20 protein-coding genes are annotated in these 21,072 nt (G+C 43.2%); 17 read left to right on the plus strand and 3 right to left on the minus strand.

Annotated features, from left to right (window positions below; genetic code table 11):
• The first annotated feature begins 465 nt into the window (after positions 1-465).
• The 11 genes from atpB to CZ794_RS06985 all read left to right on the plus strand — a co-directional run bounded on the left by atpB (position 466) and on the right by CZ794_RS06985 (position 11,225).
• Positions 466-1,332: a F0F1 ATP synthase subunit A gene (atpB, locus tag CZ794_RS06935; RefSeq protein ID WP_087040910.1), complete on the plus strand. Its 867-nt coding sequence runs from the start codon at positions 466-468 to the stop codon at positions 1,330-1,332.
• Positions 1,333-1,365: 33 nt separating this feature from the next.
• Complete coding sequence (gene atpE, locus CZ794_RS06940) at positions 1,366-1,614, plus strand: F0F1 ATP synthase subunit C (RefSeq protein ID WP_010197960.1); 249 nt, start codon at positions 1,366-1,368, stop codon at positions 1,612-1,614.
• A 117-nt stretch (positions 1,615-1,731) separates the two neighbouring features.
• Positions 1,732-2,202: a F0F1 ATP synthase subunit B gene (locus tag CZ794_RS06945; RefSeq protein ID WP_062845639.1), complete on the plus strand. Its 471-nt coding sequence runs from the start codon at positions 1,732-1,734 to the stop codon at positions 2,200-2,202.
• 13 nt (positions 2,203-2,215) lie between these two features.
• Positions 2,216-2,839 carry a F0F1 ATP synthase subunit delta gene (locus CZ794_RS06950; protein ID WP_087040911.1) on the plus strand — a complete coding sequence of 208 codons (624 nt, stop codon included), beginning with the start codon at positions 2,216-2,218 and terminating at the stop codon, positions 2,837-2,839.
• A gap of 93 nt (positions 2,840-2,932) precedes the next feature.
• Positions 2,933-4,477 (plus strand): F0F1 ATP synthase subunit alpha, encoded by a 1,545-nt coding sequence (gene atpA, locus CZ794_RS06955; RefSeq protein WP_087040912.1) that lies wholly within the window; start codon positions 2,933-2,935, stop codon positions 4,475-4,477.
• A gap of 207 nt (positions 4,478-4,684) precedes the next feature.
• Positions 4,685-5,566 carry a F0F1 ATP synthase subunit gamma gene (gene atpG, locus CZ794_RS06960; protein ID WP_087040913.1) on the plus strand — a complete coding sequence of 294 codons (882 nt, stop codon included), beginning with the start codon at positions 4,685-4,687 and terminating at the stop codon, positions 5,564-5,566.
• 38 nt (positions 5,567-5,604) lie between these two features.
• Positions 5,605-7,038: a F0F1 ATP synthase subunit beta gene (gene atpD, locus CZ794_RS06965; RefSeq protein WP_087040914.1), complete on the plus strand. Its 1,434-nt coding sequence runs from the start codon at positions 5,605-5,607 to the stop codon at positions 7,036-7,038.
• A 95-nt stretch (positions 7,039-7,133) separates the two neighbouring features.
• Positions 7,134-7,550 carry a F0F1 ATP synthase subunit epsilon gene (locus CZ794_RS06970; protein ID WP_087040915.1) on the plus strand — a complete coding sequence of 139 codons (417 nt, stop codon included), beginning with the start codon at positions 7,134-7,136 and terminating at the stop codon, positions 7,548-7,550.
• A 616-nt stretch (positions 7,551-8,166) separates the two neighbouring features.
• The gene (locus CZ794_RS06975) at positions 8,167-8,883 is read left to right on the plus strand and encodes a response regulator (protein ID WP_010197939.1); all 717 of its coding nucleotides are present in this window, start codon (positions 8,167-8,169) and stop codon (positions 8,881-8,883) included.
• 313 nt (positions 8,884-9,196) lie between these two features.
• Positions 9,197-10,885, plus strand: coding sequence for an ATP-binding protein (locus CZ794_RS06980; protein WP_087040916.1), 1,689 nt, complete (start codon positions 9,197-9,199; stop codon positions 10,883-10,885).
• Between the two features lie 160 nt (positions 10,886-11,045).
• Complete coding sequence (locus tag CZ794_RS06985) at positions 11,046-11,225, plus strand: hypothetical protein (protein ID WP_087040917.1); 180 nt, start codon at positions 11,046-11,048, stop codon at positions 11,223-11,225.
• A gap of 69 nt (positions 11,226-11,294) precedes the next feature.
• Here the strand turns inward: CZ794_RS06985 and CZ794_RS06990 are convergent, their stop codons facing one another.
• Positions 11,295-12,782, minus strand: coding sequence for an ATP-binding protein (locus CZ794_RS06990; protein WP_087040918.1), 1,488 nt, complete (start codon positions 12,780-12,782; stop codon positions 11,295-11,297).
• Between the two features lie 423 nt (positions 12,783-13,205).
• Between CZ794_RS06990 and rpsP the strand changes: the two genes are divergently transcribed.
• The 4 genes from rpsP to rplS all read left to right on the plus strand — a co-directional run bounded on the left by rpsP (position 13,206) and on the right by rplS (position 15,632).
• On the plus strand, positions 13,206-13,475 hold the full coding sequence (rpsP, locus tag CZ794_RS06995) for a 30S ribosomal protein S16 (RefSeq protein ID WP_021812802.1): 270 nt from the start codon (positions 13,206-13,208) through the stop codon (positions 13,473-13,475).
• Positions 13,476-13,632: 157 nt separating this feature from the next.
• Positions 13,633-14,166, plus strand: coding sequence for a ribosome maturation factor RimM (gene rimM, locus CZ794_RS07000; RefSeq protein WP_087040919.1), 534 nt, complete (start codon positions 13,633-13,635; stop codon positions 14,164-14,166).
• A 76-nt stretch (positions 14,167-14,242) separates the two neighbouring features.
• Complete coding sequence (gene trmD, locus CZ794_RS07005) at positions 14,243-15,007, plus strand: tRNA (guanosine(37)-N1)-methyltransferase TrmD (RefSeq protein WP_087040920.1); 765 nt, start codon at positions 14,243-14,245, stop codon at positions 15,005-15,007.
• Between the two features lie 205 nt (positions 15,008-15,212).
• A complete protein-coding gene (gene rplS, locus CZ794_RS07010; protein WP_087040921.1) occupies positions 15,213-15,632 on the plus strand; it encodes a 50S ribosomal protein L19 in 420 nt (139 codons plus the stop codon).
• Between the two features lie 225 nt (positions 15,633-15,857).
• Here rplS and CZ794_RS07015 read toward each other — a convergent pair whose 3' ends face one another.
• The gene (locus CZ794_RS07015; RefSeq protein ID WP_087040922.1) at positions 15,858-16,415 is read right to left on the minus strand and encodes a DUF4442 domain-containing protein; all 558 of its coding nucleotides are present in this window, start codon (positions 16,413-16,415) and stop codon (positions 15,858-15,860) included.
• Between the two features lie 453 nt (positions 16,416-16,868).
• Between CZ794_RS07015 and CZ794_RS07020 the strand changes: the two genes are divergently transcribed.
• A complete protein-coding gene (locus tag CZ794_RS07020) occupies positions 16,869-18,389 on the plus strand; it encodes a DUF3360 family protein (protein WP_087040923.1) in 1,521 nt (506 codons plus the stop codon).
• Positions 18,390-18,528: 139 nt separating this feature from the next.
• A complete protein-coding gene (gene uvrC, locus CZ794_RS07025; protein ID WP_087040924.1) occupies positions 18,529-20,373 on the plus strand; it encodes an excinuclease ABC subunit UvrC in 1,845 nt (614 codons plus the stop codon).
• 124 nt (positions 20,374-20,497) lie between these two features.
• Here uvrC and CZ794_RS07030 read toward each other — a convergent pair whose 3' ends face one another.
• Positions 20,498-21,070 (minus strand): dihydrofolate reductase, encoded by a 573-nt coding sequence (locus CZ794_RS07030; protein ID WP_087040925.1) that lies wholly within the window; start codon positions 21,068-21,070, stop codon positions 20,498-20,500.
• Positions 21,071-21,072: the final 2 nt, after the last annotated feature.

A 21,072-nucleotide genomic window follows, 5' to 3' on the forward strand; every position in this document is an offset into this window, starting at 1 on the left:
GTGATTGAATGTTTACGAGTCAATTATCTTTATAAGGCTATATTAGTAAACATTGCTAATGGCTAACTTATTCATACAACGGATAAAAAAATCATAATTGACTTTACACGAATACAACGCTGCATTAATATAAGCGGCTCAATATTCTGCTTATAGGCGCTGCACTAAGCGCAAGCTGTGAAAACACGGTACTAAGCAAGCACACATATAATAATTTTGCGTATACATTCAAGGGCTATTACTGAATTATCATAAGCCCTTTTTTGATAACCAAAATTTATTTCAAGTTATTACATTTTGCATTAGCAATAGAACTATGGGTTGGATGTTATTGGTTATATGAGTGCTTTAATATAATTTATTTATTTGCTAATTAGTATGATAAATGAATATATCGAACCTCATCAGATGACAACCATATTTTTGGTAGTTGATTAAATCGTTGATTAATAAGAAGCTTACATTATGGCAGCCGAGCAAACATCATCAGAATATATCTCTCACCACTTAACGAACTGGACGTACGGCTATCTGCCGGGCGAAGGCTGGAAAGTTGCCTATACTGCTGAAGAAGCGGGGCAAATGGGCTTCAACGCTATCCACCTTGACTCTATGCTTTGGTCAATTGGTCTGGGTATTTTATTTTGCACCATTTTTTGGATGGTTGCAAAAAAAGTGACGTCAGGCGTGCCAGGTAAAACGCAAGCAGCGGTTGAGATGATCGTTGAGTTTGTCGATAGCAATGTTCGTGATTCGTATAGTGGAACGTCAAAATTGATTGCGCCTTTGGCGTTAACCATTTTTGTTTGGATCTTCTTGATGAACTTGATGGACTTAATACCTGTTGACTTTATTCCAGGTATTGCGGGTCAAATTGGTGCTGCAATGGGCCACGATCCCCATCATGTTTTCTTTAAGATTGTTCCAACGACTGATCCCAACATCACGCTTGGCATGTCATTTTCTGTCTTTGCACTGATTATCTTTTATAGCATTAAAGAAAAAGGTTTGGGCGGCTTTATTGGTGAATTAACATTACATCCATTTAGTGCCAAAAACCCAATCGTACAAGCAATTTTGATCCCTATCAACTTCATCTTAGAAGCCGTTACTTTGATTGCTAAGCCAGTATCACTTGGTTTGCGTCTATTCGGTAACATGTATGCTGGTGAGTTGATTTTCATACTGATTGCTCTAATGCCGTTTTGGATTCAATGGGCGTTATCGGTACCGTGGGCTATCTTCCACATCTTAGTTATTACACTTCAAGCGTTCGTATTTATGATGCTGACGATAGTTTACATGTCGCTTGCATCATCAACTGAACATTAATTAGACATTCAATAGGTAAATGAGGATACATCAATGGATCCAGTATTAGGTGGTTACACAGTTATCGCAGTAGCGCTACTTATCGGTCTTGGCGCACTTGGCACAGGTATTGGTTTTGCTATTTTAGGTGGCAAATTCTTGGAAGGTGTTGCGCGTCAGCCAGAGCTTGGCTCACAATTGCAAACTCGTATGTTCATCGTAGCAGGTCTTCTTGATGCTATTCCGATGATCGGTGTTGGTATTGCTATGCTATTGTTGTTCGCTAACCCTCTAGCAGGTTAATCCGAAAGCTCAGTTGTAAATGTTTGGTACTCAAGTGCTTTCTATCAAATATAGTCAAAATTTGACTGCCAAACATGATCAATGAAACTGATTTTTCATTAACAAAGAGGTGATCACGTGAATATCAATTTTACCCTCGTCGGTCAAGCCATTGCTTTTGCAATATTTGTGATTTTTTGCATGAAATTCGTGTGGCCACCACTTATCGGTGCCATTAATGAACGTCAGCGTAAAATCACTGAAGGCCTGAATGCCGCAGAAAAAGCGAAAGCAGATTTGGCAACCGCGGAGCAAGAGGTCCAGAACGAACTTGATCTTGCAAAGACCAAAGCTGCTGCTTTAATCGAGCAAGCGAACAAGAGTGCCAATCAGCTTGTTGAAGATGCTAAAGCGCAAGCCCAAGCGGAAAGCGAGCGTATTCGTCAACAAGCTCAAGCGTCTATCGACCAAGAAATCAATCAAGCGCGTGAGTCATTGCGTGCCCAAGTCGCTGAACTAGCGGTACTTGGTGCAGAAAAGATTTTGCAAGACAAAGTCGATGTGCAAAAACATGCCAGCATGTTAGACCAACTGGCGGCGAAGCTATAATTGTGAGGATATAATGGCTGACTTATCAACATTAGCACGACCGTACGCTAAAGCCGCGTTTGACTATGCCAACGAAAACGGGGTAGTAAATGAGTGGGAAGATTTCTTATTTATTGCCAGTACCGTTGTCAATGACAAGTCTTTTAGCACTTGGCTAGACAATCCAGCTGTTTCTGCTGAGCATAAGTCAGCTGCTTTGATCGATCTTTATGATACGCAAATAGCTAGCCCTAGCGATTCTGCTTTTAAGCAATTGTTAGGTGAGACTCGAGGGGTTCGCCCTGACAGTAGTGCCAGTTATCCAAAGGTATCAGTAGCACTTAGTAACTTCGTTAAACAGTTATCAGAACAAGAGCGTCTGGCGCTGCTTCCTGAAGTTTATGAGCATTATCGCCGTCACAAGGCAATAAGCTTAAAGCAGCTTGACGCATATGTGACCTCTGCCTATCCATTGACCGACGCCCAGCGTGAAACGCTTCAAACGCGTCTTGCCGCATCGCTAAATGCTAGTGTGGTGATTCACGAGTCGGTCGATCCGAGTCTATTGGCAGGCGCCACCATCAAGGTCGGTGACAAAGTCATTGATGACTCGATGCGCGGCAAGTTACAACAGTTAAAAACACAGCTAACTGCCTGATACCATTTATTGACGTAGCCATATAATAACTACGCAATTATCAGAGTATTCAAGTCAGTGGGCGGGTTATCATAAATTAAAGGAAACAAGGCAATGCAACAATTGAATCCAGCGGAAATCAGTAACCTGATTAAGCAGCGTATTCAAGACCTTGATGCGGGTGCAACTGCAAAGAATGAAGGCACGATTGTCAAAGTATCTGACGGTATCGTGCAGATTCATGGTCTTGAAGATGCCATGTACGGCGAAATGATTGAGTTTGAAGGCGAAATCTATGGAATGGCGCTTAACTTAGAGCGTGATTCTGTCGGCGCGGTAGTACTTGGTGATTACCTAAAGCTGCAAGAAGGTCAAAAAGCCTATTGTACTGGTCGTATCCTTGAAGTGCCAGTAGGTCCTGAGCTGCTAGGTCGTGTTGTTGACGCCTTAGGTAATCCTATTGATGGCAAAGGTCCTATCGATGCCAAAATGACTGATAAAGTCGAGAAAATCGCCCCAGGCGTTATCGATCGTCAATCAGTAGATCAGCCAGTAATGACTGGTTATAAAGCCGTTGATACCATGATCCCAATCGGTCGTGGCCAGCGTGAGCTTATCATTGGTGACCGTCAGACGGGTAAAACCGCGATGGCTATCGATGCGATCATTGCTCAGAAGTCATCTGGTATTAAGTGTGTATATGTGGCAATCGGTCAAAAACGTTCGACCATTGCTAACGTTGTACGTAAGCTTGAGCAAACTGGTGCCCTAGAATATACCACGGTTGTGGTTGCTTCAGCGTCAGAGCCAGCAGCACTACAGTACATCGCACCATATTCAGGCTGTACGATGGGTGAGTACTTCCGTGACCGCGGTGAAGATGCATTGATTGTATTTGATGACTTATCAAAGCAAGCAGTGGCTTATCGCCAAATTTCACTACTATTACGTCGTCCACCAGGCCGCGAAGCGTATCCTGGGGATGTCTTCTATTTACATTCACGCTTACTTGAGCGTGCATCACGTGTAAATGCTGATTACGTAGAAAAATTCACTAATGGTGAAGTGAAAGGTAAAACAGGTTCTCTAACTGCTCTACCTATCATTGAAACCCAAGCAGGTGACGTATCTGCATTCGTACCGACCAACGTGATCTCAATCACTGACGGTCAGATTTTCTTAGAATCAAGCTTGTTCAACTCAGGTATCCGTCCAGCAGTCAACGCTGGTATCTCGGTATCTCGTGTGGGCGGTGCTGCTCAGACTAAGATTATCAAGAAGCTATCTGGCGGTATTCGTACGGCGCTAGCTCAGTATCGTGAACTGGCTGCATTCGCTCAGTTTGCTTCTGACCTTGACGATGCGACTCGCGAACAGCTTGATCATGGCGAGCGCGTTACTGAACTTATGAAGCAAAAGCAGTATCAGCCGATGTCAATTGCTGAACAAGCGGCGGTTATTTATGCTTCTAACGAAGGGTTCTTAGCTGACGTTCCTGTTGAAAAGATTGGTTCTTTTGAAGAAGCTTACTTACGTTACATGCATGATGAACAAAGTGAATTGATGCGTGAGATTGATGATACTGCGAACTATAACGATGATATCGCAGGTCGTTTAAAGTCAGCTTTAGAGACCTTTAAACAAAATCACAGTTATTAATTTAACGGGTTAAACCGAATTGGTTATAACAGCCTTTTAAAGGTGGCGCGTTATCTGACCAGATATTTGCGCCACTGTTTTAACCATTAGCGGTATTAGATCGCGTAATGCACAAGATATAGAATATTATTCTGTAAGATTGATGTTATATATTAAATAATTGTCGCATGCGCCAATGCTTTTTAACCCTCTTATATTGGAATCATTATGGCAAGCTTAAAAGAGATACGTGCCAAAGTCACCAGTATTAAAAGCACCCAGAAAATTACTCGCGCTATGCAAATGGTAGCAGCAAGTAAAATGCGTCGTGCTCAAGAGCGCATGGAAGTGGGTCGCCCGTATGCTGATAGTATGCGCCGGGTTATTTCACATTTGGTGCATGCCTCATCAGACTATAAGCATCCGTATATGGTATCGCGTCCAGTCAATAAGGTTGGCTATATTGTCATTACCTCTGACCGCGGTCTAGCGGGTGGCTTGAATGTTAATCTATTCAAAGCTTTATCTAAAAGTATCCAGCAATATCAAGACCAGTCAGTACAAGCTGAATTTGCAGTCATTGGCGCTAAGGGTGTGAGCTTTTTCAAAAACTTTGGTGGAAAAGTGACATCAGCAGTGACTGATTATGGCGATAAACCAACGTTTGAGCAATTGAACGCCCCAGTGCAAGCAATGCTTGAAGACTACAGTAACGGTAAATTAGACCGTATCTATGTGGTATACAATCAGTTTATCAATGCCATGACGCAAAAGCCGACCGTCAATCAATTAGTGCCTTTGCCAGAAGGTTCACTAGAAGATGAAGACAGCGGTATGCAAACAGAACTGAGCTGGGATTACATCTACGAGCCTGACATCAAGACGTTGATTGATGAATTGCTCGGCCGTTATATTGAGTCGATTGTCTATCAGGCGGTAATGGAAAACATCGCTTCTGAGCAGTCCTCGCGTATGGTAGCGATGAAAGCAGCAACAGATAATGCTGGTGACCTTATTAACGATTTACAGTTGGTTTATAACAAGCTGCGTCAAGCGGCGATTACCCGAGAGATCTCGGAAATCGTTGGCGGTGCTGCTGCTGTTTCATAATTGACTACACCTATATATAGAAGTTCAAGGAGAACGCAATGAGTAGCGGTCGTATTGTACAGATTATTGGCGCGGTTCTTGACGTTGAGTTCAACCGTAACGAAGTTCCTCAAATTTTTGATGCCTTGCAAGTTGATGGCACTGAAACCACACTAGAAGTACAGCAACAGCTGGGTGACGGCATCGTACGTACTATTGCGATGGGCTCAACTGAAGGTCTAAAGCGTAACTTACCTGTTACCAATACTGGTGCGCCTATTTCTGTGCCTGTTGGTACTGGTACGCTAGGTCGTATCATGGATGTTCTTGGTCGTCCTATCGATGAAGAAGGTCCTGTTGTTGCTGACGATAAATGGTCTATCCATCGTAACGCACCAAGCTATGCAGAACAGTCAAATAGTACTGAATTGCTAGAAACAGGTATTAAAGTTATTGATCTGCTTTGCCCGTTTGCTAAAGGTGGTAAAGTTGGTCTGTTTGGTGGTGCTGGTGTTGGTAAAACCGTCAACATGATGGAATTGATCAATAATATCGCACTTAAACACGAAGGTTTGTCAGTGTTTGCGGGTGTCGGTGAGCGTACTCGTGAAGGTAACGATTTCTATCACGAAATGCAAGAAGCTGGCGTTGTTAATACCGAAGACTTTAGTAAATCTAAAGTAGCAATGGTATATGGCCAGATGAATGAGCCACCAGGTAACCGTTTACGTGTTGCTCTGTCTGGTTTGACCATGGCTGAATACTTCCGTGATACGAAAGATCCTGCTACTGGCAAAGGTCGTGACGTACTATTGTTTGTTGATAACATCTACCGTTATACCCTAGCAGGTACGGAAGTATCAGCACTGCTTGGCCGTATGCCATCAGCGGTTGGTTACCAGCCAACACTAGCTGAAGAGATGGGTTTATTGCAAGAGCGTATTACCTCAACGCAGTCAGGCTCAATCACTTCAGTTCAAGCAGTATATGTACCTGCAGATGATTTGACCGATCCATCACCAGCAACAACGTTTGCTCACTTGGATGCAACAGTTGTACTAAGCCGTGATATTGCTTCACAAGGTATCTATCCTGCGGTTGATCCACTTGATTCAACGTCTCGTCAGCTAGACCCACAAGTCATTGGCGAAGAGCATTATAATGTTGCTCGCGGCGTACAGGTAGTCTTGCAGCGCTATAAAGAGCTAAAAGACATTATCGCCATTTTGGGTATGGATGAGTTATCAGAAGAAGATAAATTGGTTGTTTATCGTGCTCGTAAGATTCAGCGCTTCTTGTCACAACCATTCCACGTAGCCGAAGTCTTTACTGGCGCACCTGGTAAATACGTACCATTACGCGATACCATTGCTAGCTTTAAAGCAATCATTGCAGGTGAATATGATGATCTACCAGAGCAAGCATTCTACATGGCTGGTGGCATTGACGAAGTGGTTGCTAAAGCCGAGAAAATGAAATCTACTGCAGCGTAAGTTGTGTTAGCATTTGCTAAAGAGCAAATAGGTTTTTTATAGCCTATTTGCTGGTAGGTATAACGCATCGCAGTTTTGATTGTAAGGAGTTAAGTATGGCAACGTTACAATGTCGCGTCGTAAGTGCTCGCGAAGAGCTGTATTCAGGCGAAATTAGCATGTTAATAGCGACTGGCACCGAAGGCGAGATTGGTGTATTGCCAGGTCACACACCGCTTATTACTTTGCTAAAACCGGGTGCAATGCGAGTGCAAACAGCAGACGGTGAAGAAGAAGTAATTTACGTCTCAGGTGGTGTGCTAGAAGTGCAACCAAAGATGGTAACAGTGTTGGCTGATACGGCTACGCGCGCACACAATCTTGACGAAAGTAAGATCGTTGCAGCACGCCAGAAAGCTGAACAGATGCTGGTCAACCAATCTGATACGGTACAAACCAATGCAGCCTTAGCTTCATTAGCAGAGTCAGTGGCACAGCTACAGACCATCCGTAAATATAAGAACCGTGCTTAAGATTATTGTTTTTAAGGTTGAATCTGACTTTAGACGATAATAAAAAACAGTCCATTATGGGCTGTTTTTTTATACCTATTGTTCGACTTTTTAGCTATCTTAGCATGTATCAAACTAAGATATGAATCGGGTAGGATCTATAGGATAGATATTATTGAAAGCATTTTTTGTAGCAGGTGTATGTACCATAAGCATATGAAATAATATTAAGAAATTATTAAAAATGTTACTGGCGACAATGATAATATGTCGTTATATTAGATGTGATAGATAATAAGTATTGAGTGGGAATCGAACGCGATGTTACTGTAAAAGCTACTAAGCTTGATTGCTTCTAGATATTTAAAGAGTAAAAGGTTTATGAAACTACTTTGCTCACTGTCATTCACTTAGCGTGCGTAATATTCGGACGTAGACTAAAGTTTTAATGAGTGTAGTTTATAGGTTTTGTTAACGACTATAAGCTATAGTATAGGAAGCTGTAGGTTTAATAGTATACTGTGCTACCAAGCTTGTAACAGCTATACGAACATCGATTGTACCAATTTATGGTGCTATTAATTTTACCGCTCTTACTTTTACTGCTTTTAAATTAGATGTATTAGAGGATATAACAATGACAACGACTGAAGAAGACAACACCCCCCGAATCTTAATTGTTGAGGATGATGAGCGTCTGGCCATGTTGACGCAAGATTACTTGGTCAAAAACGGTTTAGAAGTAGCTATTGAAACTGATGGTAACCGTGCGATTCGCCGCATCGTCAATGAGCAACCAGATTTGGTCGTACTTGATGTCATGCTTCCTGGTAGCGATGGCCTAACGGTGTGCCGTGAAGTTCGCCCGCATTATCAGAATCCTATTTTGATGTTGACTGCGCGTACTGAGGATATGGATCAGGTATTGGGTCTTGAGATGGGTGCTGATGATTATGTCGCAAAACCTGCTCAACCTCGCGTATTGCTTGCTCGTATTCGTGCTTTGCTACGTCGTTCAGAAAATGCACCATCAGAAGATGTGCCACAGCGCTTAGAGTTTGGTGAACTGGTTATCGATAATGGTGGACGCTCTGTCAACCTAGGCGATGAGTTGGTTGATTTCACCAGTGCTGAATATGATCTATTGTGGTTGCTTGCTTCGAACGCTGGTCGCATTCTATCACGTGAAGATATTTTTGAGCGTCTACGCGGTATTGAGTATGACGGTCAAGATCGTTCAATTGATGTACGTATTTCTCGTATTCGTCCAAAAATTGGTGACGATCCAGAAAACCCAAAACGCATCAAAACAGTACGTAGTAAGGGTTATTTGTTTGTGAAAGAAGGCAACTAAGTCTATTTTGCTTGTCTAGTCGCCTTTTGAGGTTTACAGTACAGAAAAAACCAGCCTATATGCTGGTTTTTTTTTGACTAAATTTTAATTTTTAAACTTAAATGCAGCGTTATGTGGTTTAATTAAGCGATTATTGATGAGTGCTGACTAAATAGATAGGATTGAAATGCCGTTTTAGTAAATAGGCACATATCAGGTAAAATATAGCAGCCAAAATGGTCTTTATTCAACAGTGCTTCACATCACTTACAATGCAATATTCATTTATAAATGATGTGAGCAGTTTTTATTCATTAAGTTGGTCACGGCACGTATGTCATTAGTTTCTTCTTTAAAACATAGTATTTTTGTTCGTATTTATGCTGGACTACTCATAGTCTGTCTGTGCGTAGCATTGTTTGCTCAGCTGTTGATGGATACAATCAATAAAGAACGTGTGCAGTCATACCGTGAGAGTATGGCAAAAGGCGCATTTCATTTGGTGAGTGAGGGCATTGCCCATCAGGACAGTGAACAGCAACGCGAATACTGGTTATCAGATGCCAGCAGTTTATTTGGCTCAAAATTCAGTATTATTCCTATCGATGAAGTAGATTTTAACGGCAGTGAACTGAGACGCTTTGAAAGTGGGAGTACGGTCGTTCGTTATGTCAGTCAGCCTGTCTATGCTGATGTCTATTATCGCCTTCCAAATAAAAAGAGTGTGTTGACGGCAAGAATATCGCAAGTGACTGAGCAGCAAGTACGAGCAATCGCAGTTTTCTTATTAGATGATTTGTCATATCACATGACACTGGCCGATAAACGAGCACGTTTGGCGCAATTAGAAGAAAAATTTACTTTTCCGCTGCAACTAAGAGCAGCGAATACATTGGATCTAGATACAGATCAGATGGCGCGCTTGCGACGTGATGAAGTGGTTATCTCATTACAAGATACCAATAGTAGTAAAAGTAACTCGGCCATTAAAATCGTGGTGCCTTCTGAAATCAACGATATGGCCATTCTGATTGGGCCTGTTCCGTTATTCAATTGGTTCCCTCTCAATCTGATCATCAGTATGATTCTTATCAGTATGTTCTTGATAAGCTTGGGGGTCTATGCACTGATTTTCCCACTTGAGCGCAAATTACAGTTGATTCAAGTCGGTGTTAATGAAGTCAGTAAAGGCAATCTTGATATTCAAGTTCAGGTCATAGGACAAGATGAAATTGCTCGTTTATCGGCAACCTTCAACGCGATGACCTCGCATATCAAACGTTTGATTGAGTCACAGCGAGAGCTTACGCGGGCCGTCTCGCATGAGTTACGTACACCCGTTGCTCGTATTCGTTTTGCTGTAGACATGTTGGCAGATACTGACGATGAAGATTCTCGATTCATGCAGCGTGATTATATCGATGAAGATATTGAAGCACTAAATGGTTTGATTGATGAGATTTTGACTTATGCTAAGCTAGAAGAAGGCTCACCGAAGTTGGATTTGGAGCCTGTTAATCTCAGAGAGCTGTTAGAGCAAGTCGAACGTGAGACCAATGCTTTAGGTAAGCCGATCAAAATCGTGACTAAATTGCCAAGTGCTAAAGTAACAGCAATTGCAGATCGTCGTTACTTACACCGTGTGATTCAAAACCTTGCTGGTAATGCTCTGCGTTATGCAGAAACGACAATTATTATTAGTGCTGGGGTCAAAAAGGGCAATGCCTTTGTGACAGTCGAAGATGATGGTCATGGTATCCCTGAAGCAGACCGTGAAAAAGTATTCATTCCCTTCTCACGTTTGGATGACAGTCGCACACGCGCCTCTGGTGGCTATGGCTTGGGCCTATCGATTGTGTCGCGCATTGCTTTTTGGTTTAATGGTGGTATGAAGGTCGATGAGAGTGAAGAGCTTGGCGGCGCCCGATTTGTCATGACATGGCCGATCAAACCGCTCACACAAATCCTTGCTGCGGATGAATTGACGCAAGAAAAAAGCGAGCGTGATTTTGACACCAAATAATGTTGCCATATTAGGTGATTGGTTTATTTTGGTTGAAAATACACACATAGGTTAATCAGATTATAGAACTCTTTGATTAACCTATAGACAGACATCTTATTGATCTGCTCATTATTAATAGTGATTCTAGAAGTAGCTTGAAAATAGAGGAGGGCAAAGGATGCCATATTTATTCGGCAGTTTGGTACTTTTAAATGCGATAACATTGGGCTATTACCTGTTCTTGCAGCAGCCATCTACAACGCAAACCTTAAAGGCGGCGCAAGCGGACATTACCCAACCTTTAGCGTTTACCAATAGTGCCAAATATATTCCGCCAATGATAGGGACTAAAGATTAGACGCTGTCCGGCAATATGGTCATCACAAAGCGTTTGATACAGACTCTCGTCCCTTTTTTACTTAATTAATTACTTACTTTCAGTTTTTTGATTCATCTCATTGTCATCAGAGCTGATGTTTTTTTCTGTATCTGCAGGTACGCTCGTATCGCCTGCTACTTTAGACAGTAGGGGAATACGCACACAGACTTGCAAACCGCCATCAGGGTGATTAATAGCCTCTACGGTGCCGTGATGCAACCTTGCAATACGATCTACAATGGCAAGACCTAGACCACTGCCTTGTGTGGTACGGGCGGTCTCTCCGCGCTCAAACGGTTGCATGATTCGCTCTAGCTGATCTTCTGCCACGCCATCACCGCAGTCACGCACACATATCAATAGCTGCTCTTGTGCTTCTTTATTGACGACATTTTCACTGACAACATCATCATCGTCTTCTGCAACGGTTTCTATAAATGTTGGCACGACAGTCGCCGATAGATAAATGGGTGGCTCGCCATAACGTTTGGCATTATTAACCAAATTGATAATCAGTCGTTTGATAGATAAAGGACGTATAGGCACCACTTTGTGACACTCTGACTGATAAACAAAAGCCATCGGCGCAAACTGCACCATGATCTCATTAAAGATGGTGTCTAGATTGGTTAGGCTAACGGGTTCATCGGAGCCATCTTTCATAAATGAGATGAATTGCTCCAAAATGGCATCCATATCCTCAATATCGTAAATTAGCCCTTCACGAAAAAAGTCATCTGGTAGCATCTCAGCGGTCAACCGCATACGAGTTAAGGGTGTACGCAGATCATGCGAGATACCAGCGAGCATAATCGTGCGCTCTTTTTGGGCTTGATTTAACGTTGTGAATAGACGGTTGAAAGCCATATTCACTTGACGTATCTCAGTAGGGCCTTTTTGCGTTGGCAGTGTGGTCGCATGACCCAGACGAATATAGTTAGTCGCTGCACGTTGTAAGTATCGCAGTGGTCGGTTCAATTGTCGTGCCAATAGGATAATGGTCAGTAGCGATAAAATAGGCAAGCCAATGAGAAATAGTACCAGTAATCCTGGACTATATTGTGAGTAGTAAACCACCGGTTCGCGAATCCAAAAGCTATCATCTCGACTGTCTTGTACCCATAGTTGCGGTGTTGGCTTGAATTTAAAATATACCTCAACAGGTCGGCCTAGCTGTGCACTGATTTCACGCTGTAATACGTCAGTAAATACGCCTACAAAGGCTTTATCAGACACCTTTGGAAAGTCATTGGGATTGTTTACCACTACCACATGTGAGTGCTCATACACCCATCGACGTACTTCAGGCTGATCTTTCCAGTCTTCGTTGACGCTAATCATAAGCCGTAACTCGCTGGTGAGATAGCGGGCATGGTTTTTGAGTTCGGGCAAATACAGACTGCGCCAAAAAAACAAGATCGACAAGCTTACACTGATGAGAACAATGAAAGACACCATCAAGGTTGTCAGCCAAGTGTTGGAATAAGAGCGTGCGAGCCAACTTCTGCGGCGGGGTGGTGGGTTGTGTGTGGTCATATGAGTCCAAGATGTGAAGAGGCGTTTTTTAAATCCAGTACGAAGCCGATGCCCAGCTTATATCGCAAGGCTGACTTCTTTCACTATTATATCAGTGCAACGCTATTAGAGTATGGCAGTGACATATTGTCATAGAGTAGCACAGTCCCTGAGTGACACTCATGGCTTTAAAATATAGTCACTCTACCAAGCCTGATATTAATATACGTTATAGTATTTGATGACTTTGGCCTAAGTCAGAGGTAGATGAGTATAAAAATTACAGGGCAATTATCAAGGATGGCGAGCAATTGTATTGTACATCGATACGCATTTAAGCTATTGTTAATAAATAATTAAATAAGCGCAGTTTATGTTTTCAATAAATCAAGACTGTGATATAATTATGCCCTTTTTGGTATACCTGCGAAAGAGAGAATTCACATGGTTGTTATTCGTTTAGCACGGGGCGGTGCCAAGAAACGCCCATTTTATCAAGTAGTTGTTGCTGATCAACGCCGCGCGCGTGACGGTCGCTATATTGAAAACATCGGCTTTTTTAACCCACTCGCTAAAGAGTCTGAAGAAGCAGTACGTTTGAACATGGAAGCGTACAATGCGTGGATCGCAAAAGGTGCACAACCTTCAGATCGCGTTGCTTCATTAGCAAAAGCTTACAACAAGTCTGCAGCTCAAACTGAAGCAACTGCTTAAGTTTTCGTGACTGTTATCAAGGTGCCAATGGCATGACTTGATAGACTTTAGAACACATAGCGTAACTGGTCTAACCAGGGTACGCCATTAACTGTTTATCGCTTTTGACTCAATTGTCTTTACAATTGCTGTTTAAATCATCGTTAGGTTAGCTGTTATGTCATCTGTTCCAAATGCTAGTGCCCTTATGAAAATTGGTCAGCTTAAGAAGCCTTATGGTATCAAAGGCTGGCTTTGGGTGTTTAGCGATACGGATGATCGAACAGCAATATTCGACATGCAGCCGTGGTGGATGAAGACTGCCACAGGCATGAAGCCTTTGACTGTTAAAGCTTGGCGTGAGCAAGGGACAGGAATTGTGGCTCAATTTGAGCAAGTTCCTGACCGTAATGTCGCTGAGACCATGAACGGTGTGACCGTTTGGGTTGAGCAAGACGTTTTGCCGGAGACAGCAGAGGACGAATATTATTGGTCGGATTTGGTCAGTCTGCGCGTGATGAACGAGCAGGATGAGTATTTAGGTAACATCACCGAAATGTTTGAAACGGGTGCCCATGACATTATGCGCGTGGCAGCCAATTCAGACAGTTTGGATGACGAAGAGCGCCTAATTCCATGGCATAAGCAAACTGTAATAGAAGTCAATATGACTGAAAAAACAGTACTTGTGGCATGGCCAAGTGACTATTAATACAACTTTTGGTTTCATAGCCAAGCGTTTTTAATAGCAACCCCGATTTTTTAGCCGTTATTCAAGTAGATATCAGATGTATTGTGCCGTCATTAGTATTTTTCCTGAGATGTTCGCTACGATTCGTGAGTTTGGTATTACGGGTCGAGCAGTGACTCAGGGACAAGTTACGATTGATTGTATTAATCCACGTGATTATACCGAGGATAACTATCGTCGCATTGACGAACGTCCGTATGGTGGCGGTCCTGGAATGGTGATGATGGCTGAGCCATTGTCGAAAGCTATTGAGGATGCGCGCCTTCGAGCCGGTCAGCACGGTTGCCGTGTCGATAGTGAGCATTGTCCGGTGATTTATATGTCGCCACAAGGACAAACGCTTAATGAAAGCAGCGTGGTCAGTATGGCTAAGTATGACGGTATGATTTTATTATGCGGTCGTTACGAAGGTATTGATGAGCGTTTGCTGTCACACTATGTCGATATGGAAGTATCGATCGGCGATTATGTGCTGACAGGTGGTGAATTGCCAGCGATGGTACTGATGGATAGTGTGATACGTCGTTTGCCTGATACTATGGGTGATGATAAGTCAGCTGAGCAAGACTCCTTTGTTGATGGACTGCTTGACTGCCCACATTATACTAAGCCTCATGAGTTTGCAGGTGTGGCGGTTCCTGAAGTATTACTGTCAGGTCACCATGCCAATATCGCCAAGTGGCGCTTTAGTCAACAAGTTAGTCGTACGCAAGCGCGTCGTCCAGATTTGTGGCAAGCGTTTACCCCAACGGTAGAGCAAGCGAAGTGGCTAAAAGCGCTAGCAAAAGCAGATAAAAAGTAGGGTATTAACCTTTGATTTTATCGTCTTTAGGTTTGATAAACAGTTAAGAAACAGAGTTTTGAGCAATAATAAAACGGGTCATCACATAATGGCCGTTGGTTATAACCCATTTACGTTGTGTCTCACTATAAAGAGATACGATTAATTATTACAAACAGGTGATATGCGTTAAGCCTCTATTATCTAATGTGAGGAGATAACTCTCATGAGCAACAAGCATCCATTGGTTCAGGTCATCGAAAACGCTCAATTGCTTGAGCGCCCAAGCTTTGCACCCGGCGATACCGTTGTGGTTCAAGTAAAAGTACGTGAAGGTGAGCGTGAGCGTCTACAGGCTTTTGAAGGCATTGTAATCGCTAAGCGTAACCGCGGTGTAAACTCAGCGTTCACTGTACGTAAAATCTCAAGCGGCGTTGGTGTTGAGCGTGCATTCCAATTGCATTCACCAATCATTGACAGCATTGAAGTGAAACGCCGTGGTGCTGTTCGCCGTGCGAAACTGTACTACTTACGTGAGCGTTCTGGTAAATCAGCACGTATCCGCGAAAAGCTTCCTGCTCGTTCAGCTCAGAAAAAAACTGACGCTGGCGTACCTAAAGCAGTTGACACTGCACCTGGTATTTAAGCAGCAGCTTACTGTTTTCGGTTGATCGTAAAATTTGCGATTGATTGAAGATAAAGTAAAAGTAGATACAAGCCCTTATTCATAGGTTTATTTATAAATAAGCGGGCCATACCAAAAAAGACAATACCCCAATCTATGCGAATGCGAGATTGGGGTTTTTGTATGTGCAAAGATAATTTTAAATTAAGCGCTCAGTATTGATCTGTATTTTTTATACCCTTCAAGCTAGTTATCAAAGTTCTCTATCCGACTACTTTGGTCTTTAGACTTACTGTACTTACGTAATCGAATATATATTGTCTTAGTGACTGTGGCGATCACTTTTTGTTGATCATCGACGATATCAGCTTGGTATTCACGAAACACAGCATCGCCATCTTTTGCCAGCTCTTGGATAGTCATAATCTCAGAGCTAGGTATCTTCATCCGTGTGGTAACTTTGCTATTACCTGGTGCGATAAATTCAATGTGTGAGCTTTTATCCCAGACTACATAACTGTTACCCAATTGGTGCATGAGTATCAGCATATAAAATGGATCAACCATTGAGTATAAGCTACCACCAAACTGCGTGCCAACGATGTTTTTATTCAGGCTATTTAATCCCATACTCACTACGCAAAGCCCTTGGTCAAGGTCGATGTGATCAATTTTGATACCTGCGCCAACATAGGGTGCATACGTGTTGATACGTAGCTTGAGCAAATGAGGCGTCAGCAACGGCATGATGTTCTTTTTAGCTTTGCGTTTTAGTGTCTCAAAGTTGATGGGTAGTAAACTCATAAATTAATCCTACTATCTTGCTTCTGAAGCTTTTGTAGTTACCAGTTGAGAGACGTGTATCAGGTCTTCAAGATCAATGGATAATAAAAGCCCTTATCATAATTAAAAATTATGCAGGTCGCTAGTCTTAAAATGGGTTAGGACCACACTACCATAACAATGATAGTAAGCCGCAAAAACGTTCCACCCAATTACTTTCATAGTAACGTATCAGTATCTTATATTCTAATGTTACTTTCAAAATACGGAGGTAGTCTTTAAAAAGCTGGCCATAAAGGTTGAGTGACGGCTTACTATAATGAACATAATATCTCTAAATGGTTATAAGTTCGTATTTTGGGGTTCATTCACATACAATAGTCTGCAATTCTTGGCGAGCTATAGAGATTGGATGAACATTTACGTCTCTACATGCTTAGTCAACCGCAACCTCAGCCGATATTAGGAAATGTGATGAGTGATACACAGCTTCCCACTTCAGGAGCCAATCCGCAGCACCCGCGCCCATCTAGTAATGATTTGCAGACAAGCTATGCAGATTTGTATAAGCCCAGTTCAAGTTTTGAAGATCGTAACGCTTACTTAAATCATGAACTACAGATCATGCAGCCAAAACGCTGGCGACCTAATCTGCCGTTTCGCGATTATCGTTTTGAGTATGAAGATACCATTCCAGCGATGGCCGCAACCATTGGAAAAGTAGTCATGGTCGGTGCCATTGCGGCAACGTTTGCAGGGCCCCTAGGTTTGAGCGATGCTTTCGTTTTAGAAAATGTACGCTATGAGCTATTGATTGTTTCATTTTTTGTGATTTTGTTTTCAGGGTTTTTGCTACCGACTGCCAATCTTGCTGGTACTCATGGGCCGCTTATTCCACTCATTCCTATTGTCGTCGCTGCCGGCGGTCACCCCATGGCATTTGGTTTGCTCATTGGCGCTTTTGGTTTGTTGCTGGCAATCAGTAAAGGCGGCAGCTTGCTGGCAAATTTGACCAGTAAAGGCGTGTGTGGCGGTTTGCTACTTTATCTGGGTTTTATCGGAACCACCTCTCAAGTCAAAAATTTATTTGCTTGGGCAGAAGGCATTGGCATGGCACACATTGCTTTTGTGGTGATTCTTCTGACGATTGTTCTTTATGCGGTACTAGAGAATTTTCAAAAGCGCTGGCTTGCGGTTCCTCTTAGCTGTTTGTTAGGAGGCGGCGTTGCGTTTGCCATGGGCGCACCATTTGCATTTGAAACAGCGCCTGGTCTGCCAAACATGAACCCAATGTATTGGTGGGGTGAAAATACAGGTTGGATGTTGGGGCTGCCCACGGTTGAGAGTTTTATTGTGGTCTTGCCATTTGCGGTATTAGCAGTAGCCATGTGGTCACCAGACTTTTTAGGTCATCAGGTATTCCAAAAAATCAGCTATCCAAAACGTACTGAACGTGTGCTCATGGATATCGATGATACGATGACCAGCGCTTCTATTCGTCAAGTTGCAGGCTCAATACTTGGTGGCGCAAATTTTGCGTCATCGTGGGGGACTTATATTGTGCCTGCAGCGATTGCCAAGCGCCCCATTCCCGCAGGAGCAATTCTGACAGGACTGTTTTGTCTCATTGCTGGTATCTGGGGCTATCCGATGGATCTGGCCATTTGGGAACCAGTCATGTGTGTGGCGTTGATCGTTGGGGTCTTTATCCCGCTGCTTGAGGCAGGGATGGAGATGACACGTGAAGGCAAAACAACGCAGTCTGCTGCCATTGTGGTATTTGCATCCGCCTTAGTCAATCCTGCTTTTGGTTGGTCGATTACTTTAGTATTGGATAACCTAGGTCTTATTGGTTCAAAAGAGCGCAGTGCCAGCTTATCAAAAATGAGCCGCTGGATTATCCCTGTCGTGACTTTTGTGATTTTAACTGGAGTCATGGCAATCGTCGGCATGTTGCCGGGTATTCCAGCGTTACTGCCAAATTTTCGCCATTAGATAGCTGGTTTCTTATCCGAAAGCCAGCTTTGTGCTGGTTTTTTTATGGCGTTTGCAAAATCGTACGTTGGCTTGCAAAACCCGTTACGCTGCCCCATAAATATTGGTATTACTCACATTTTTGAGAGCAAAAAATTCTATGGTCAATGTCTCAGCACCGAGTCCCGTCGACGATAAAAAAGCCCGCCTTAAGCATTTGATTCAACGTCTACCGAACCTACCTGGAGTATATAAGATGCTGGGTAAAAATGGCGATATTTTATACGTTGGTAAAGCCAAATCATTAAAAAGCCGTGTGAACAGCTATTTTGCTAAGACGATTGATCATCCAAAAACTCGGGCGCTGGTGGCGCGTATTCATAATATTGAAACCATCATTACTCGTAGTGAAACGGAAGCGTTGTTGCTTGAGCAAAACCTAATCAAAGAGCATCGTCCTCCTTACAATGTGCTACTGCGTGATGATAAATCTTATCTTTACGTATTTATCTCAGCCGACAAGCCGTATCCAAGGTTGGCCTATGGTCGCGGCAAAGGCAATCACCAAAAAGGTCGATTTTTTGGCCCATTCCCCTCAGCCCATGCGGCCAAAGAAACGCTGGTATTGATGCAAAAAATGTTTCAAATGCGCCAGTGTACCAATACTTTTTTTAAGCAGCGTAAGCGCCCTTGTCTTGAGTATCAGATTAAGCGTTGTCGTGCGCCTTGCGTGGGTTTGGTCTCACCCGAGGAATATAGCGAAGACGTCAATAACACCATTCGCTTTTTGAAGGGCGATTCTGGTGATATTCATAGTACTTTGATTGAGAAAATGGAAGGCGCTGCTGACGCATTGGATTTTGAAAAGGCCGTTTTCTACCGTGATCAGCTGTCAATGCTGCGAGAAGTACAGGCTCGGCAGGCGGTTTATACAGTAGAAGGTGAGGCGGATGTGATTGCTATTGCCAGCCAGGCAGGCATGACTTGCGTCAATGTATTGACCGTACGCGGCGGGCGTGTATTGGGCGGTAAAAATTACTTCCCTGATGTCGATAGTAGCGAGTCACTGGCGGATAACTTATCGGCCTTTATCACCTCATTTTATTTTCAGGTGACCGATGACTTGCCAGCAGAGATTATCTTAAGTCATGAGTTGCCCGACCAAAACGCGGTTGGGGAAGCACTGGCGACACATTTTGGCAGTAAGGTGGTTATAAAGACTAGCGTGCGTGAGCATCGGTCAGAATGGTTAGATTTGGCCAAATTAAATACCAATAACGCCCTAAAAACCAAACTGGGTGATTATTTGGAGCTGCATGCGCGTTTTGGTGCGCTAAAAGATGTGTTGACCAATGTCACAGAGCGTACCATTGATCGGATTGAGTGTTTTGATATTTCTCATACGATGGGTGAAGCAACGATTGGTAGCTGCGTGGTCTTCGATCAAGGCGGCTCGCGCAGGCGAGATTATCGTCAGTACGCCATTCATGACATTCAAGGTGGTGATGACTATGCTGCGATGAAGCAAGTATTGACGCGTCGCTATAAAAAGCAGCCGTTGCCTGATTTATTGCTCATTGATGGGGGTAAAGGTCAGCTTGGCATCGCAAAAGAAGTGCTGACAGAATTGGGTATCTTGGGAGATACGTTGCTCGTCAGTGTGGCAAAAGGCGAGGGGCGCAAAGCAGGTCTTGAAGTCTTACACTTTATCGATCATGAGCCATTAGATTTGCCCATGGATAGCAAGGCGCTGCATTTACTGATGCATATTCGTGATGAGGCGCATCGTTTTGCGATTACCGCGCATCGTAAGAAGCGTGACAAGCGTCGTTCCTCATCGGTGCTGGAGGTTATACCAGGTCTTGGTGAAAAGCGTCGCCGTGACTTGCTCAATCACTTTGGTGGTATGCAGCAATTACTTGGTGCCTCTCAGCAAGAGCTGGCAGGTGTACAAGGGATTGGGCCTGTATTGGCAAAAACGGTCTATAAAGTATTGCATGAGTAACTTGGTAGGATTAAAACTGTAGAGCTATTCGACAGTTATTAAATAACTATTAAACAAAGAAGGGTCTGCCTCTGATAATTTTATTCATCAAAGGCAGCCCCATTTTTTGATATTCCAAAATCTACTATTTAGCAGTATCTACTCTATAAGTGGTAAATTTAAAGCTCAAATCACTCTTTTCGTCATGCATCAGCTCAGATTCTACTACTACTTTGAAGCGTTCTGGTAACTCAGGATAAAATGCCTCACCATCCGTAATGTCAGTATCGACGTGGGTTAGCTCAATACGATCGGTATACATCAGCGCATCATTGAACACGCGCTCGCCGCCAATGACCCAAATTGTCTCAAGGTGAGCGCCATGAGCAAGGCTGGCTGCTTGCGTCAGGGCATCGTCTAAATTATGCACCACATGGGCGTTATTTTTGCCGACCAAACCTTTTTGCTCAGCATAATCCATTTGAGTGCTGATGATAAAGCTTACGCGTTTTGGTAACGGCTTGCTGCCCATCGACTCAAATGTCTTGCGACCCATAATGACAATACCTTGTATGTCACCATCATTTTGTGTGGTGGTCATCTGTTTAAAATGCTGCAAATCTGCTGAGATATGCCACGGCAACTCGTTGTTCTTACCGATACAGCGATTGCTACTAATTGCAGCGATTTGGGCAACTTCAGTGTGGGCATAACTCATAA

The sequence above is a fragment of the Psychrobacter sp. JB385 genome, from assembly GCF_900163785.1.
GTDB lineage: Bacteria > Pseudomonadota > Gammaproteobacteria > Pseudomonadales > Moraxellaceae > Psychrobacter.